The sequence below is a fragment of the Salmonella sp. HY31 genome (genome assembly GCF_042604575.1).
Classification (GTDB): domain Bacteria; phylum Pseudomonadota; class Gammaproteobacteria; order Enterobacterales; family Enterobacteriaceae; genus Salmonella; species Salmonella diarizonae.
In genome coordinates this window covers 3,014,917-3,031,950 of record NZ_CP170479.1, presented here as the reverse complement: position 1 = coordinate 3,031,950, position 17,034 = coordinate 3,014,917, and the positions used below count along the sequence as shown (strand labels likewise).

Annotated in this window: 11 protein-coding genes; 7 read left to right on the top strand and 4 right to left on the bottom strand. The window is 53.5% G+C overall.

The features are described from left to right. Nucleotides 1-15: 15 nt before the first annotated feature. The 7 genes from cmoM (at nucleotide 16) to ACE15A_RS14405 (ending at nucleotide 11,003) form a co-directional block, all read left to right on the top strand. Complete coding sequence (cmoM, locus tag ACE15A_RS14435) at nucleotides 16-819, top strand: tRNA uridine 5-oxyacetic acid(34) methyltransferase CmoM (RefSeq protein WP_023247054.1); 804 nt, start codon at nucleotides 16-18, stop codon at nucleotides 817-819. Further along, complete coding sequence (gene mukF / locus ACE15A_RS14430) at nucleotides 812-2,134, top strand: chromosome partition protein MukF (protein ID WP_023247053.1); 1,323 nt, start codon at nucleotides 812-814, stop codon at nucleotides 2,132-2,134. The genes cmoM and mukF overlap by 8 nt, the downstream gene beginning before the upstream one ends. After that, the gene (mukE, locus tag ACE15A_RS14425; protein WP_023247052.1) at nucleotides 2,115-2,822 is read left to right on the top strand and encodes a chromosome partition protein MukE; all 708 of its coding nucleotides are present in this window, start codon (nucleotides 2,115-2,117) and stop codon (nucleotides 2,820-2,822) included. Before mukF ends, mukE begins: the two co-directional genes overlap by 20 nt. After that, nucleotides 2,819-7,285, top strand: a complete 4,467-nt coding sequence (mukB, locus tag ACE15A_RS14420; RefSeq protein ID WP_053509626.1) for a chromosome partition protein MukB — start codon at nucleotides 2,819-2,821, stop codon at nucleotides 7,283-7,285. The genes mukE and mukB overlap by 4 nt, the downstream gene beginning before the upstream one ends. A gap of 384 nt (nucleotides 7,286-7,669) precedes the next feature. Next, nucleotides 7,670-9,520 (top strand): L,D-transpeptidase, encoded by a 1,851-nt coding sequence (gene ldtD / locus ACE15A_RS14415; RefSeq protein WP_023247050.1) that lies wholly within the window; start codon nucleotides 7,670-7,672, stop codon nucleotides 9,518-9,520. 259 nt (nucleotides 9,521-9,779) lie between these two features. Continuing rightward, a complete protein-coding gene (locus tag ACE15A_RS14410; protein ID WP_023247049.1) occupies nucleotides 9,780-10,328 on the top strand; it encodes a YcbK family protein in 549 nt (182 codons plus the stop codon). Nucleotides 10,329-10,355: 27 nt separating this feature from the next. Next, nucleotides 10,356-11,003, top strand: coding sequence for an MBL fold metallo-hydrolase (locus ACE15A_RS14405; RefSeq protein WP_001109473.1), 648 nt, complete (start codon nucleotides 10,356-10,358; stop codon nucleotides 11,001-11,003). A gap of 62 nt (nucleotides 11,004-11,065) precedes the next feature. On the opposite strand, the gene aspC is transcribed toward ACE15A_RS14405, so the two are convergent. From aspC to pncB, 4 genes are all read right to left on the bottom strand, one after another. Then, entirely contained in the window at nucleotides 11,066-12,256 is a 1,191-nt protein-coding gene (aspC, locus tag ACE15A_RS14400) for an aspartate transaminase (protein WP_053509627.1), read from the bottom strand. 184 nt (nucleotides 12,257-12,440) lie between these two features. Further along, nucleotides 12,441-13,532, bottom strand: coding sequence for a porin OmpF (gene ompF, locus ACE15A_RS14395; protein ID WP_023247047.1), 1,092 nt, complete (start codon nucleotides 13,530-13,532; stop codon nucleotides 12,441-12,443). A gap of 606 nt (nucleotides 13,533-14,138) precedes the next feature. After that, complete coding sequence (gene asnS, locus ACE15A_RS14390; protein WP_046093551.1) at nucleotides 14,139-15,539, bottom strand: asparagine--tRNA ligase; 1,401 nt, start codon at nucleotides 15,537-15,539, stop codon at nucleotides 14,139-14,141. 168 nt (nucleotides 15,540-15,707) lie between these two features. Beyond that, entirely contained in the window at nucleotides 15,708-16,910 is a 1,203-nt protein-coding gene (gene pncB, locus ACE15A_RS14385) for a nicotinate phosphoribosyltransferase (protein ID WP_053509629.1), read from the bottom strand. Nucleotides 16,911-17,034 lie beyond the last annotated feature (124 nt).

Genomic DNA, 17,034 nt, shown 5'->3' with positions numbered 1-17,034 from the left:
CCTGTGGAGAGTCCGATGCAGGATCGCAATTTTGATGACATTGCTGAAAAGTTTTCCCGTAACATTTACGGCACAACCAAAGGGCAACTGCGGCAAGCCATTCTGTGGCAAGACCTGGATCGCGTGCTGGAGGCGTTCGGCGGGCGAAAATTGCAGGTGCTGGATGCTGGCGGTGGCGAAGGGCAAACGGCGATTAAGATGGCTGAGCGCGGCCATCAGGTGACGTTATGCGATCTGTCTGGTGAAATGATCGCCCGCGCGCGGCAGGCGGCCGAGGCAAAAGGTGTGAGCAAAGACATGCATTTTATACAATGCCCGGCTCAGGACGTCGCTGCGCATTTGGAAAGCCCGGTTGATCTGATATTGTTTCATGCTGTGCTGGAGTGGGTAGCCGATCCTGTCGGCGTATTAGAAACGCTCTGGTCAGTATTGCGCCCTGGCGGCGCGCTGTCGTTAATGTTCTATAACGCTAACGGTTTGCTGATGCACAATATGGTGGCGGGTAATTTTGACTACGTGCAGGCGGGGATGCCTAAACGCAAGAAGCGCACGTTGTCGCCTGACTACCCGCGCGACCCCGCGCAGGTGTACCAGTGGCTGGAGGCGATTGGCTGGCAGATTACCGGTAAAACCGGCGTGCGTGTGTTTCATGATTATCTGCGTGAAAAGCACCAACAGCGTGACTGTTATGAGACATTGGTCGAACTGGAAACGCGTTATTGCCGCCAGGAGCCGTATATTAGCCTTGGGCGCTACATTCATGTCACCGCGATTAAAAGCCCGGCGCTAGCCGCAGATGCAAGGATAACCTATGAGTGAATTTTCCCAGACAGTCCCCGAACTGGTTGCCTGGGCCAGAAAAAACGACTTTTCCATCTCGCTGCCGGTAGACAGGCTTTCCTTCCTGCTGGCGGTCGCCACGTTGAACGGCGAACGCCTTGACGGCGAGATGAGTGAAGGCGAGCTGGTGGATGCATTCCGCCATGTGAGTGATGCGTTTGAGCAAACCAGCGAAACCATCGGCGTGCGCGCTAATAACGCGATTAACGATATGGTGCGTCAACGTCTGCTGAACCGCTTTACCAGCGAGCAGGCGGAAGGCAATGCGATTTACCGATTAACGCCGCTGGGAATTGGCATCACCGATTATTATATTCGCCAGCGGGAGTTCTCTACGTTACGTCTCTCCATGCAGCTATCAATTGTGGCAGGCGAATTGAAAAGCGCGGCGGATGCGGCACAAGAGGGCGGCGACGAGTTCCACTGGCACCGTAATGTCTACGCGCCGCTGAAATATTCGGTGGCGGAAATTTTCGACAGTATCGATCTGACTCAGCGCATCATGGATGAGCAGCAGCAGCAGGTAAAAGATGATATCGCACAACTGCTGAATAAAGACTGGCGCGCGGCGATTTCGAGTTGTGAACTGCTGCTTTCCGAAACGTCCGGTACGCTGCGTGAATTGCAGGATACGCTGGAAGCGGCGGGCGATAAGCTGCAGGCTAACCTGCTGCGTATTCAGGATGCCACGATGTCCCACGACGATCTGCATTTTGTCGACAAGCTGGTCTTTGACCTGCAAAGCAAACTTGACCGTATTATCAGTTGGGGACAGCAGTCTATCGATTTATGGATCGGCTACGACCGTCACGTGCATAAATTTATCCGTACCGCGATCGATATGGATAAAAACCGTGTCTTCGCCCAGCGTTTGCGTCAGTCTGTGCAAACGTATTTCGATGAACCGTGGGCGCTAACCTACGCGAATGCCGATCGTTTGCTGGATATGCGCGATGAAGAGATGGCGTTGCGTGACGATGAAGTCACCGGGGAGTTGCCGCCGGATCTGGAATATGAAGAGTTTAACGAGATCCGTGAGCAACTGGCGGCCATTATCGAAGAACAGTTGGCTATCTACAAAACCAGACAAAAGCCACTAGATCTTGGACTGGTGGTGCGCGAGTATCTGGCGCAATACCCGCGCGCGCGTCATTTCGACGTGGCGCGTATTGTTATCGATCAAGCGGTACGTCTTGGCGTAGCGCAAGCAGATTTCACCGGACTGCCAGCCAAATGGCAGCCGATTAATGATTACGGAGCCAAGGTACAGGCGCATGTCATTGACAAATATTGAACAAGTGATGCCGGTTAAGCTGGCGCAGGCGCTGGCGAATCCGTTATTTCCGGCGCTGGATAGCGCATTGCGTTCGGGCCGCCACATCGGGCTGGACGAACTGGATAATCATGCCTTTCTGATGGATTTTCAGGAATACCTGGAAGAGTTTTACGCGCGTTATAACGTGGAGCTGATTCGTGCGCCGGAGGGGTTTTTCTACCTGCGTCCGCGTTCCACCACGCTTATCCCGCGCTCGGTGTTATCCGAACTGGATATGATGGTCGGTAAAATTCTCTGCTACCTCTATCTCAGCCCGGAGCGTCTGGCGAACGAAGGGATTTTTACCCAGCAGGAGCTGTACGACGAGCTGCTTACCCTGGCGGACGAAGCCAAACTGCTAAAGCTGGTGAATAACCGCTCGACGGGATCTGACGTCGATCGCCAGAAACTGCAGGAAAAGGTACGTTCTTCTTTGAACCGCCTGCGTCGTTTGGGCATGGTGTGGTTTATGGGCCACGACAGCAGCAAATTCCGCATTACAGAATCGGTCTTCCGTTTTGGCGCGGATGTACGCGCCGGCGACGATCCTCGCGAGGCGCAGCGTCGTCTTATCCGCGACGGAGAAGCGATGCCAATTGAAAACCATCTGCAACTTAATGATGAGACCGAAGAGAATCAGCCGGACAGTGGAGAGGAAGAAGAATGATTGAACGCGGTAAATTTCGCTCGCTAACGCTGATTAACTGGAACGGTTTTTTTGCCCGTACCTTTGACCTTGATGAACTGGTCACGACGTTATCCGGGGGTAACGGCGCCGGGAAATCCACGACGATGGCGGCGTTCGTCACGGCGCTGATTCCGGATCTCACATTACTGCACTTTCGTAACACCACGGAAGCCGGCGCCACCAGCGGTTCGCGCGATAAAGGTTTGCACGGTAAGCTGAAGGCGGGCGTTTGTTACTCTATGCTCGACACCATTAATTCCCGCCATCAGCGGGTGGTGGTCGGCGTGCGTCTGCAGCAGGTCGCCGGGCGCGATCGCAAAGTGGACATTAAACCGTTCGCTATTCAGGGACTGCCGATGTCGGTACAGCCGACGCAACTGGTGACAGAGACATTAAACGAACGTCAGGCGCGTGTACTGTCGCTTGCTGAGCTGAAAGACAAGCTTGACGAGATGGAAGGCGTGCAGTTTAAGCAGTTTAACTCCATCACCGATTATCATTCGCTGATGTTTGACTTAGGGATTATCGCTCGTCGTCTGCGCTCAGCGTCGGATCGCAGTAAATTCTATCGTTTGATCGAGGCCTCGCTGTACGGCGGGATCTCCAGTGCTATTACCCGATCGCTACGCGATTATTTATTGCCGGAAAACAGCGGCGTGCGCAAGGCGTTCCAGGATATGGAAGCGGCGTTGCGCGAGAACCGGCTCACGCTGGAAGCGATCCGCGTTACCCAATCCGATCGCGATCTGTTTAAGCATTTGATCAGCGAAGCCACCGATTATGTGGCTGCGGATTATATGCGCCACGCCAATGAGCGTCGGGTTCACCTTGATCAGGCGCTGGCGTTTCGACGCGAACTGTACACATCGCGCAAGCAACTGGCGGCGGAGCAGTATAAGCATGTCGATATGGCTCGCGAGCTGGGTGAGCATAACGGTGCCGAAGGTTCTCTTGAAGCGGATTACCAGGCGGCGAGCGATCACCTGAACCTGGTGCAAACCGCGCTGCGCCAGCAGGAAAAAATTGAACGCTACGAAGCGGATCTTGAAGAACTGCAGATTCGACTTGAAGAGCAAAACGAAGTGGTGGCGGAAGCTGCCGAAATGCAGGACGAAAATGAAGCGCGTGCCGAAGCCGCCGAGCTGGAAGTCGATGAACTCAAAAGTCAGCTTGCGGATTACCAGCAGGCGCTGGATGTACAGCAAACGCGCGCGATTCAGTATAACCAGGCGATATCCGCGCTCGCCCGCGCCAAAGAAATTTGCCATCTGCCGGATCTAACGCCTGAAAGCGCCGCCGAATGGCTGAATACTTTCCAGGCAAAAGAGCAGGAAGCTACGGAAAAACTGCTGTCGCTGGAACAAAAAATGAGCGTGGCGCAAACCGCGCACAGCCAGTTTGAGCAGGCTTACCAGTTGGTTGCGGCGATCAACGGCCCGCTGGCGCGTAGCGAAGCCTGGGACGTGGCGCGCGAGCTGTTACGGGACGGCGTGAACCAGCGTCATCTGGCGGAGCAGGTACAGCCGCTGCGGATGCGCCTGAGCGAACTGGAACAGCGGCTGCGCGAGCAGCAAGAGGCGGAACGTCTGCTGGCGGAGTTCTGTAAGCGACAGGGCAAAAATTTTGATATTGACGAACTGGAAGCGCTGCATCAGGAGCTTGAAGCGCGCATCGCGGCGCTGTCTGACAACGTGGCTAACGCCAGCGAACAGCGTATGACCTTGCGTCAGGAGCAGGAGCAGCTTCAGTCGCGTATTCAACATCTGATGCAGCGTGCGCCCGTCTGGCTGGCGGCGCAAAACAGCCTTAACCAGCTTAGCGAACAGTGCGGCGAGGAGTTTACGTCCAGCCAGGAAGTGACAGAATACCTGCAACAGTTACTGGAGCGTGAGCGCGAAGCCATTGTCGAACGCGACGAAGTGGGCGCGCGTAAAAATGCGGTTGATGAAGAGATCGAACGTTTAAGTCAGCCGGGCGGCGCGGAAGATCAGCGTTTGAATGCGCTGGCGGAGCGTTTTGGCGGGGTATTACTGTCGGAAATCTACGATGATGTCAGCCTTGAAGATGCGCCGTACTTTTCCGCACTGTATGGCCCGTCGCGCCATGCGATCGTCGTGCCGGATTTATCACAAATAGCCGAACAGCTTGAAGGTCTGACCGATTGCCCGGAAGATCTGTACCTGATCGAAGGCGATCCGCAGTCTTTTGATGACAGCGTATTCAGCGTTGACGAGCTGGAAAAGGCGGTGGTAGTGAAAATTGCCGATCGTCAGTGGCGTTATTCGCGCTTCCCGTCGCTGCCTATTTTTGGCCGTGCGGCGCGCGAGAACCGTATTGAAAGTCTCCATGCGGAACGGGAAGTGCTTTCCGAGCGCTTTGCCACGCTCTCGTTTGACGTTCAGAAAACCCAGCGTTTGCACCAGGCGTTCAGCCGTTTTATCGGCAGTCACCTTTCCGTCGCCTTTGAGGACGATCCGGAAGCGGAAATTCGCCGACTGAACGGGCGTCGCGTCGAGCTGGAGCGCGCGCTGGCGACGCATGAAAACGACAACCAGCAGCAGCGCATTCAGTTTGAGCAGGCGAAAGAGGGCGTTTCCGCGCTTAACCGTTTGCTGCCGCGGCTGAATTTATTGGCCGATGAAACGCTGGCCGATCGGGTCGATGAAATTCAGGAGCGGTTGGATGAGGCGCAAGAAGCGGCGCGATTTGTGCAGCAATATGGCAACCAGTTAGCCAGACTGGAGCCAGTGGTTTCCGTTCTGCAAAGCGATCCGGAACAGTTTGAGCAGTTAAAAGAAGACTATGCATGGTCGCAGCAAATGCAGCGCGACGCGCGCCAGCAGGCTTTTGCGCTGGCTGAAGTTGTCGAACGTCGGGCGCATTTCAGCTATTCCGACTCGGCGGAAATGCTGAGCGGCAACAGCGATCTCAATGAAAAGCTGCGCCAGCGGCTGGAGCAGGCGGAAGCCGAGCGTACCCGCGCCCGCGAAGCGCTGCGCAGCCATGCTGCGCAGCTAAGTCAGTACAGTCAGGTTCTGGCCTCGCTAAAAAGTTCTTACGACACGAAAAAAGAGCTGCTTAACGATTTGCAGCGCGAATTACAGGATATTGGCGTTCGCGCCGACAGCGGGGCGGAAGAGCGCGCCCGCCAGCGTCGGGATGAGCTGCACGCCCAGTTGAGCAATAACCGTTCGCGTCGCAATCAGCTTGAGAAAGCGCTCACCTTCTGCGAAGCGGAGATGGATAACCTGACCCGCAAGCTGCGCAAGCTGGAGCGCGATTATCATGAAATGCGCGAGCAGGTCGTGACCGCGAAAGCCGGTTGGTGCGCAGTCATGCGGATGGTTAAAGACAATGGCGTGGAACGTCGTCTGCACCGTCGTGAGCTGGCTTATCTGTCGGCGGATGAACTGCGCTCCATGTCGGATAAGGCGTTGGGCGCGCTGCGCCTGGCGGTCGCGGATAACGAACATCTGCGCGACGTGTTGCGCCTGTCGGAAGATCCAAAACGCCCGGAACGTAAAATCCAGTTCTTTGTGGCCGTTTATCAGCATCTGCGCGAACGTATTCGTCAGGATATTATTCGTACCGACGATCCTGTTGAAGCCATTGAACAGATGGAGATTGAACTGAGCCGTCTGACGGAAGAGCTGACGTCGCGTGAGCAAAAGCTAGCGATCAGTTCCCGCAGCGTGGCGAACATTATCCGCAAGACTATCCAGCGCGAACAGAACCGTATCCGAATGCTGAACCAGGGTTTGCAAAGCGTCTCGTTTGGACAGGTGAATAGCGTGCGGTTAAACGTCAACGTGCGTGAAACGCATGCCACCCTGCTGGATGTGCTTTCAGAACAGCATGAGCAGCACCAGGATCTGTTTAATAGCAATCGTCTGACCTTCTCCGAAGCGCTGGCGAAATTGTACCAGCGCCTGAATCCGCAGATCGATATGGGGCAACGCACGCCGCAGACTATCGGCGAGGAGTTGCTGGACTACCGTAACTATCTGGAGATGGAAGTCGAAGTTAACCGTGGATCAGACGGTTGGCTGCGTGCGGAATCCGGCGCGCTGTCTACCGGGGAAGCTATCGGGACCGGGATGTCGATCCTGGTGATGGTGGTACAAAGCTGGGAAGACGAAGCACGCAGATTGCGCGGGAAAGATATTTCGCCATGTCGCCTGCTGTTCCTCGATGAAGCGGCGCGTCTGGATGCGCGCTCTATCGCCACGCTGTTTGAACTGTGCGAACGTTTGCAGATGCAGCTCATCATCGCGGCGCCGGAAAACATCAGTCCGGAGAAGGGCACGACGTATAAACTGGTGCGTAAAGTGTTTCAGAATACTGAGCACGTTCATGTTGTCGGACTGCGTGGCTTTGCGCCGCAACTTCCGGAAACGCTTCCCGGTACGCAGACGGAAGATACACCTTCAGAAGCGAGTTAAACACAGCAGAAACGGTGGCATGCCTGATGGCGTTTGTTTCGCTTATCAGACCTGGATGATTTCCTGACGTATTGAAATTATCGCGAACAGAGGCCGGATAAAGCGTTTACGCGTCATCCGGCAAAATAAGTTCTGCTTTATCATTAGACTGGGGCGGCGAAAGCCGCCTTTTTCTTTATCTGAAAAATCTCTCCGGGTAGTGTATTTTCTTTAAACTTCTTTACATTAGGTTAGGCAAAAACGTATCGAACTTTATATACTGGAGTTAAGCCTGACGAGTGAGCAGGCTGACTCGTCATACTAAACAAAAGCATTGGTGAGGTTGACCCGCGCCGCGGGCTGCACCGTCATGCGGAGTATGATAACGAAAACAGGGGGCAAGGGATGTTGCTTAACAAGATGTGTGGTCGTCGTCTGTCGGCAATCAGTTTATGCCTGGCCGTAACATTCGCTCCACTGTTCAATGCGCAGGCCGATGAGCCTGAAATGATACCTGGCGATAGCGCCGTTGCCGCGACTGGTCTGGCTGGGCCGCAGAAGCAATCAGCCGCGACGGCGATTCTGGCCGGGATTCAGCCGCTGCCGGAGGGCGCTTCAGCCGGGAAAATTCGGGCTGATCTACAGTCGCAGCTCCCTTCCGGCTATACGCCGGTCTATATGAGCCAGTTGGCATTGCTTTACGCCGCGCGCGACATGAAGCCCATGTGGGATAATCGCGATGCGGTGAAAGCCTTCCAGCAACAACTGGCGGAGGTGGCGATTGCCGGATTCCAGCCGCAGTTTACCGCCTGGGTGGCATTGTTGACCGATCCCGCCGTAAACGGTATGGCGCGCGATGTCGTGTTGTCAGACGCCATGATGGGCTATCTCCATTTCATTGCGAATATCCCCGTCAAAGGCAATCGCTGGTTATATAGCAACAAACCTTATGCATTGGCGACGCCGCCAGTCTCGGTGATTAACCAGTGGCAAATCGCGCTGGAAGAGGGGCAGTTGCCGACGTTTGTCGCCAGCCTGGCGCCGCAACATCCACAGTATGCACTCATGCATGACGCGTTGCTGAAGTTGGTGGCGGACTCTCGCCCGTGGCCGCAGTTGACCAATACCGTGACGCTGCGCCCGGGGCAATGGAGTAACGATGTGCCTGCGCTGCGCGAAATATTACAGCGTACGGGGATGCTGGATGGCGGTCCAAAGATTGCCTTACCCGGCGATAATACTGCTGATAGCGCCGTTGTCAGCCCCTCCGCCGTGGGCGTCGAAACACCGGCGGCGCAGCCGGTCGCCGAACAAACGGCCCGCCGTAGCAAGCCGGCTCCGGCGGTACGCGCCGCCTACGATCGTGAACTGGTCGAGGCGGTAAAGCGTTTCCAGGCATGGCAAGGTCTGGGGGCGGATGGCGTAATTGGCCCGGCAACGCGTAACTGGCTCAATATGACCCCCGCGCAACGCGCAGGCGTACTGGCATTGAATATCCAACGTTTACGCCTGCTGCCGGCGGAATTATCTACCGGTATTATGGTGAACATTCCCGCTTATTCGCTGGTCTACTATCAGAATGGCAACCAGGTGCTGGCTTCGAGGGTGATCGTCGGGCGTCCTGATCGCAAAACGCCGATGATGAGCAGCGCGCTGAATAATGTGGTGGTGAACCCGCCGTGGAACGTTCCGCCCACGCTTGCGCGTAAAGACATTTTACCGAAGGTGTGGAATGACCCAGGCTATCTGGAGCGCCATGGCTACACCGTGATGCGCGGCTGGAACAGCAAAGAAGCGATCGATCCGTGGCAGGTTGACTGGGCCACCATTACGCCATCGAATCTTCCGTTCCGTTTCCAGCAGGCGCCAGGCGCGCACAATTCGCTGGGGCGTTATAAATTTAATATGCCGAGTTCAGATGCGATATATTTGCACGATACGCCCAACCATAATCTCTTTCAGCGTGACGCCAGGGCGTTAAGTTCCGGTTGCGTGCGCGTCAATAAGGCCTCTGAACTGGCTAATATGCTTTTGCAAGATGCGGGCTGGAACGATGCGCGGATCTCTGGCGCTCTGAAGCAAGGCGACACGCGGTATGTCAATATCCGGCAGAACATTCCGGTTAATCTTTACTATCTGACCGCGTTTGTCGGCGCAGATGGTCGTATGCAGTATCGTACAGATATTTACAATTACGATCTCACAGCGCGATCCAGCGCACAAATTGTGCCAAAGGTTGAACAATTAATCAGGTAAATGAAGAAGTTCTGGTAAATATGTTGTCCTAATGTTTAGCTTCAACGGGGTCGTTTCGCTGTAGACCCCGTCGTTGCTGGGGGAGGGCAATCTTGACGCAGGCTTTATCGCCAGTTAAGGTGCCTTTCGTGCGCCAGAAGTGCATATACAACAACCTTTGAGTCGACCGGGCCGTTCAGAAGCCTGTGCCTGTCGGTATTATGCCTGCTTAAAGGTAGAAGTGTATTAACGATAACATTGACCTGTAGACCTGATTATCATGGACAAATTTGACGCTAATCGCCGCAAGCTGCTGGCGCTTGGTGGTGTCGCCCTCGGCGCCGCCATCCTGCCCGTGCCAGCGTTTGCCACACTCTCGACCCCACGCCCGCGTATTTTGACGTTAAACAATCTCCATACCGGAGAGTCAATCAAGGCGGAGTTTTTCGATGGAAGAGCCTACATTCAGGATGAATTAGCAAAGTTAAACCATTTTTTCCGTGACTATCGCGCGAATAAAGTCCGATCAATCGATCCCCGCCTGTTTGACCAACTTTACCGACTTCAGGGGCTGTTAGGGACACGTAAACCTGTGCAGCTCATCTCGGGCTACCGCTCTCTTGATACCAATAATGAATTACGCGCCCGTAGCAGCGGCGTAGCGAAAAAAAGCTACCATACGAAAGGGCAGGCGATGGATTTTCATATTGAGGGCGTGGCGCTGAGCAATATTCGCAAAGCGGCGTTATCTATGGGCGCAGGTGGTGTAGGATATTACCCACGTAGTAACTTTGTGCATATTGATACCGGGCCGGCGCGGCACTGGTAATCAGCGAGGCTTAATCAAAGGAGCAGTATGAACTATCGTATTATTCCGGTCACCGCGTTCTCCCAGAACTGTTCATTAATCTGGTGCGAACAAACCCGGCTGGCGGCGCTGGTCGATCCGGGCGGCGACGCTGAAAAAATTAAACAGGAAGTGGACGCCAGCGGTGTGACGTTGATGCAAATTTTACTCACGCATGGTCATCTCGATCATGTCGGCGCAGCGAGTGAACTGGCGCAGCATTACGGCGTTCCTGTTATCGGTCCGGAAAAAGAAGATGAGTTCTGGCTGCAAGGACTGCCGGCGCAAAGCCGCATGTTTGGTCTGGATGAGTGCCAGCCGCTGACGCCTGACCGCTGGCTGAACGAAGGCGATCGCGTCAGCGTAGGGAATGTGACGTTACAGGTGTTACATTGTCCGGGACACACGCCGGGACACGTGGTTTTCTTTGATGAACAGTCGCAACTGCTGATCTCCGGCGATGTGATTTTCAAAGGCGGCGTCGGGCGCAGCGATTTTCCTCGCGGCGATCACAATCAGTTGATTGACGCCATTAAGCGTAAACTACTGCCGCTTGGCGATGATGTGACCTTTATCCCTGGCCACGGCCCGCTCTCCACGCTCGGTTACGAGCGTCTGCATAACCCTTTCCTGCAAGACGAGATGCCGGTCTGGTAAGCAGAATGAAAAAAGCCTGCAATGTGCAGGCTTTTTTGTCGGTCACGCCAGCCGACAGGTTTTTACAGTACCGCGACGATGGCTTCGCACAGCGGTGCCATATTATCCGGCGTCATACCTGCCACGTTCACGCGACCAGAAGCTACGGCATAAACGCCAAACTCTTCACGCAGACGTAGCACCTGCTCTTTGGTCAGACCACTGAATGAGAACATCCCGTTCTGCTTGATAATAAAGCTGAAGTCGCGGTTTGCGCCTTTCTCCTGCAAGGTATTCACGAACAGTTGACGCATACGCTGGATACGCTGGCGCATGTCCGTCAGCTCCTGTTCCCAGATGGCGCGCAGTGCGTCATTACTCAGGATAGTGGCGACGATGGACGCGCCGTGCGCCGGCGGGTTAGAGTAGTTAGCGCGAATGGCTGATTTCATCTGGCTAAAAGCGCGATCCACGGTTTCCGCGTCGGCGGCAACGAGTGTGCAGGCACCGACGCGTTCATTATATAAACCGAAGTTTTTGGAGTAGGAGCTGGCGACAATCAGCTCCTTATGCAGCGCGGCAAAGGCGCGCAGACCTTCCGCATCTTCTTCCAGGCCGCGGGCAAAGCCCTGGTAAGCGAAATCAAATAGCGGTAGCCAACCTTTTTCAACAGAAAGCTCAGCCAGAGCTTTCCACTGTTCCAGAGTAGGGTCAATGCCGGTTGGGTTGTGACAGCAACCATGGAACAGAACCACATCGCCGGCCTGTGCTTCGCTCAGACTGGCTTGTAGCGCGTCAAAATCCAGCGTGTGATTCTCCGCATCGTAGTAAGCGTACTCCCGGACTTCCAGTCCGGCGGCGTTAAACACGCTTTTGTGGTTCGGCCAACTGGGGTTGCTCACCCACACCCGTTTTACCGGGGTATTTTTTGCCAGGAAGTCGGCGGCAACGCGTAGCGCCCCGGTACCGCCCGGCGTTTGCGCCGTGCGTGCGCGCTTGTCGTTAATCAGCGCGCTGCCTTTGCCAAACAATAATTCCTGGGTGCAGCGAGCAAATTCCGGAATCCCGTCAATGCCGAGATAGTTTTTCGTCGTTTCATTTTCCAGTAAATACTGCTCGGCTTTTTTAACGCTGGTGAGCACCGGTGTTTTGCCGGTTTCATCCTTATATACGCCAATGCCAAGGTTAATTTTCCCTGGACGGTCATCGGCGCGAAACAGATCGGCCAGGCCCAAAATCGGGTCGGCAGGAGCGGCGGTTATGTTCTCAAACATGACGAGGTTCCATTATAGTTACAGAAGGGAAATCCGCTATCAGGTTAACGGCAGATTTACAAAATGCCAACCGTTAGCGCTAAAAAGCCCGACTGTTTTTGAAAGACGCACGTTTTCTCTAAGAGACATAAAAAAACAGGACCGAAGTCCTGTTTTTGAGGCATAAAACAAAGGGGTCTGCTGGTCAGAACTGGTAAGTAATACCGACTGCCGCCTGATCGTCGGTGCCAACGTAGCTGGAGCTGTAGTCGTTTTTGTCCAGCAGGTTGAAACGGTAGTCAACCCATACGTTCATGTTTTTGTTGAAGTAGTAAGTCGCGCCCGCCTGAATGTATTTCGCCAGGTCGGCTGTGCTGTCGGCACCGTTCAACTGCTTACCTTTACTCTGCACATACGAGATTGCCGGACGCAGGCCGAAGTCAAACTGGTACTGAGCGACCACTTCAAGGTTCTGCGTTTTGTTTGCCATTTCCACGGTATTGGTAACCGTATTTTCAACAATGCTCATATTGCGGGTTTCGGCATATACGGCAGCCAGGTAGACGTTGTTCGCATCATATTTCGCGCCAACGGCCCACGATTCTGCGCGATCGCCATTACCATCGCGATCCTGCTGATCGTTAGTACGCTTGCTGTTGCTGTACGCTGCGGTGACGCCAAAGCCGTCGAACTCATATGCCATGGTGTAACCTACGCCATCGCCATTCTGAGAGTTGATGCTGTGGTTGTCCTGATTTTTACCCTGATACTGGATACCGAAAGAGAGACCGTCCACCAGACCGAAGAAGTCAGAGTTACGGTAGGTCAACAAACCGCCAGCACGGCTGGTCATGTAGTTATCAGTATAGGCGCCGCCCCAGGTTTCGCCGGAGAAGTAGGGTGCCATATCGGTATATGATTCAACATCGTAAACGATACCGTAGTTACGACCATAATCGATTGAACCCACTTCTGCATATTTCAAACCTGCGAAGGCCAGACGGACCAGATTCGAGTTCTGCTGTTCGCCTTCAGCGCGATCTGCTTTGGTACGGTATTCCCACTGACCGAAACCGGTCAGATCGGTGTTAATTTGCGTTTCCCCTTTAAAACCAATCTGGGCATAAGTCTGGTCGGCATTTTTGCTATCGCCGGTCGTTGTCCATACGTGACGACCCACGGCTTTACCGTACAGATCCAGCTTATTACCATCTTTATTATAAATTTCTGCTGCGTTTGCGGTTGCAGCAGCCAGCAGGGCAGGGATCACCGCTGCCAGGATTTTGCGCTTCATCATTATTTATTACCCTCATTGGTTTTTTTATATGACACCTGCCACTGCCGCCAATAAATTCCGTCAATAAAACTTTACAGAAATATTGATGAGAGTTTGGTGTCTTTATGTGTCTGACAGGCATCTTTCCATTCAAACTAACGTTTCGCTACCGTGAAAATGCTACAAATATAAAGATTTAGTATCAAAAGGAAAAAATATGTAATAAAATGTTATTTTTGCGGAACTTTGTGAACAACGTCAAACTTCCCCTGATTTTTCGTCTTAATTTGTTCTTTTTAATTTTATTCATATGATTTTATTATATTTATTGGCATGCGACACCATTGTGCCTGAAAAAGCAGCAGATGAGCCATTTTATAAAAATAGCCATTTAGATGTCCTGATGTCTGAAATGATGGGGAAAAATTGTGCTATTAGAGCATAAAAATCTAATCCTTAATAAAATTAAGGATTAGATTTTTATGTGTAAATATTTTTGTGAAATATACAGTAACAAGATGTGGTAATTCAGAGGGTTGTAATTAAATTTATTTACTTATTGAGAATAAAACTGACATTCAGGTGAAAAAAAGGCCAGCATAGCTGGCCTTGAGTGTGACGTAAAAATTAGAAGCTGGCGTTGCGTGGCGTCCGTGGGAACGGAATAACATCGCGCACGTTTTGCACACCCGTGACGTAAGCGATCAGGCGTTCAAAGCCCAGGCCAAAGCCGGAATGCGGTACAGTACCGTAGCGACGTAAGTCGCGATACCACCAGTAATCCTCTTTATTCAGCCCCATTTCGGCCATACGGGCATCCAGCACATCCAGACGCTCTTCACGCTGGGAACCGCCGATGATTTCGCCGATTCCCGGCGCCAGTACATCCATTGCCGCTACGGTTTTGCCGTCTTCGTTAAGGCGCATGTAAAACGCTTTAATTTCTTTCGGATAGTTTTTCACCACCACAGGTGCTTTGAAATGTTCTTCCGCCAGATAGCGTTCGTGTTCGGAAGAGAGGTCGACGCCCCAGAACACCGGGTTTTCAAATTTCTTACCACAGCGTTCCAGAATGGCGACCGCATCGGTGTAATCCACCTGAGCGAAGTCGGTAGAGACAAAACGCTCCAGACGAGCGATAGCGTCTTTATCCACGCGTTCGGCAAAGAACTTCATGTCATCCGCACGCTCTTCCAGAACCGCGTTGAAGACATATTTCAGCATGGCTTCCGCCAGACGGGCGTTGTCTTCCAGATCGGCGAACGCCACTTCCGGCTCCAGCATCCAGAACTCCGCCAGGTGACGGCTGGTGTTGGAGTTTTCCGCGCGGAAGGTCGGCCCAAAAGTATAGATTTTGGACAGCGCGCAGGCATACGTTTCGCCGTTTAGCTGGCCGGAGACGGTCAGGAATGATTCTTTGCCGAAAAAGTCTTTGTCAAAATCTACCTTGCCCTGGTCGTTACGCGGCAGGTTTTCCAGATCCAACGTTGAGACGCGGAACATTTCGCCAGCGCCTTCGGTATCGGAAGCGGTAATCAGCGGGGTGGAGACCCAAAAGAAGCCCTGCTCATCGAAGAAGCGATGCAGCGCCTGTGCCAGAGTATGGCGGACGCGCGCTACCGCGCCAATCAGGTTGGTGCGCGGGCGCAGATGCGCGACCTCACGCAGATACTCAATGCTATGGCGTTTTGCCGCCATCGGGTAGGTATCCGGATCTTCCACCCAACCTGCGACCTCTACTTTCGTGGCCTGGATTTCGAAACTTTGCCCTTGTCCCGGCGACGCGACAACCTTACCCGTTACCACCACGGAGCAGCCTGTCGTCAGGTGTAATACTTCTTCATTATAATTGGGCAGAGAATTATTAATTACAGCCTGTACAGGATCAAAGCAGGAGCCGTCATAAACGGCGAGGAAGGAGATGCCAGCTTTTGAATCTCGGCGGGTACGCACCCATCCGCGCACGGTGACTTCTTGGTCAACGGCTACGCGGCCCTGGAGTACGTCGGCTACAGGCACAACGCTCATAATATTCTCTCTGTTAATAGTCGGAAAAAATAAACACTTGTCCACCCGAAATGGGGGGATTCCTATGTTACCTGGCATCTGCAATCAGACAAGCAGAAATCGTAGCTGAAGTGAAAGATTTCGGAAATAAACCTGAAAAAGGAGCCCTGGCAGGCTCCCTGGGAAGAATTAACTGGCTTTGCGGACCTGCGGGAGATCAAAAGCTTTACGCAGCGCACGCACAAACGCTTTATCATGGCAGATCGTTTTACCGGGGCTGTCGGAAAGTTTAGCCACCGGCTTTCCGTTACATTCCACAAGCTTAATAACGATATTGAGCGGTGTTACCTGGGGGATATCGCAGGTCAGGCGGGTACCTATGCCGAAGCTTAACTGCACGCGAGACGCGAAATGGCGATAGAGCTCGACCGCCTTTTGCAGATCAAGGTTATCTGAAAAGACCAGCGTTTTTGTCAGCGGATCAATCCCCAGCTTTTCATAATGGGCAATCGCCTTTTCACCCCATTCGACAGGGTCTCCTGAGTCGTGGCGTAACCCCTGATAACGGCTGGCGAATTCAACGCCGAAATCGCGTAAAAACGCATCCATTGTAATGCAATCTGTCAATGCGATACCAAGCTGGTCCGGATATTCGTTGAGCCAGGCGGCCAGCGCGGCAAGCTGACTGGTCGCCAGATCCGGACTGATTTGTTGATGCGCCTGAAACCATTCGTGCGCCTGAGTGCCCATCGGCGTCAAAGCCAGGCGACGCGCGAGATCATAGTTGCTGGTGCCGACAAACCATGACTCCTGCTGGAGACGTTTAACTATCGCCTGCTGCACTTCACGAGAGAAACGACGGCGGGTACCGAAGTCCATCAGGTGGAAGCGGGACATATCGAGATCGGCGGTTAACGCAGTGAAATCAACCAGCTTACTTTCCAGCGCGTCGAGCGCCTGAGCAACGCCCGCGTTTGGCGAGCGGTAGTGGTGAACCAGTTCACTGATCACGGCCAGCAGCGGCACTTCCCACATAATCACTTCACGCCACGGGCCGGTTAAGCGAATATTCAGCTTGCCGTTATCGTTGGTGACACAGACTTGAGCGGGGTTATAGCGAAATTCGCGTAACCAGTTCAGATAATCCGGTTTAAAAAAGGGCAGGCCAGAGAGCCACTGGAACTCGTCCTTCTGGAGGCGCAGGTGCTGCATCGCGTCCACCTGCTCGCGAATAGCATCGGCATAAATACCCAGCAGGTCGTCGCCACGGCAACGAAACTCAGCCGCTACCTGCACATCATAGTAGTGGTGAAAAACGGCTTGCTGCATATGCAACTTATAAGCATCTGTATCCAGCAACGAGTGCAGAACAGGAGAAGCGAATTGTGTCATAGGTGCGCTGTAGCGTCCTCTCACGGGAGCGTTTAGTACAATAAACAACTAAGAAAACCGCTGGAGTATACCTTGTTTAGCGATTTATTGAACCCCGATCACACCATAAGCTGTCTTTAGGGTC

Bases quoted from the DNA above. Each gene is read 5' to 3' on its own strand.
- cmoM (WP_023247054.1), top strand. From the start codon at position 16: ATGCAGGATCGCAATTTTGATGACATTGCTGAAAAGTTTTCCCGTAAC.
- mukF (WP_023247053.1), top strand. From the start codon at position 812: ATGAGTGAATTTTCCCAGACAGTCCCCGAACTGGTTGCCTGGGCCAGA.
- mukE (WP_023247052.1), top strand. From the start codon at position 2,115: ATGTCATTGACAAATATTGAACAAGTGATGCCGGTTAAGCTGGCGCAG.
- mukB (WP_053509626.1), top strand. From the start codon at position 2,819: ATGATTGAACGCGGTAAATTTCGCTCGCTAACGCTGATTAACTGGAAC.
- ldtD (WP_023247050.1), top strand. From the start codon at position 7,670: ATGTTGCTTAACAAGATGTGTGGTCGTCGTCTGTCGGCAATCAGTTTA.
- ACE15A_RS14410 (WP_023247049.1), top strand. From the start codon at position 9,780: ATGGACAAATTTGACGCTAATCGCCGCAAGCTGCTGGCGCTTGGTGGT.
- ACE15A_RS14405 (WP_001109473.1), top strand. From the start codon at position 10,356: ATGAACTATCGTATTATTCCGGTCACCGCGTTCTCCCAGAACTGTTCA.
- aspC (WP_053509627.1), bottom strand. From the start codon at position 12,256: ATGTTTGAGAACATAACCGCCGCTCCTGCCGACCCGATTTTGGGCCTG.
- ompF (WP_023247047.1), bottom strand. From the start codon at position 13,532: ATGATGAAGCGCAAAATCCTGGCAGCGGTGATCCCTGCCCTGCTGGCT.
- asnS (WP_046093551.1), bottom strand. From the start codon at position 15,539: ATGAGCGTTGTGCCTGTAGCCGACGTACTCCAGGGCCGCGTAGCCGTT.
- pncB (WP_053509629.1), bottom strand. From the start codon at position 16,910: ATGACACAATTCGCTTCTCCTGTTCTGCACTCGTTGCTGGATACAGAT.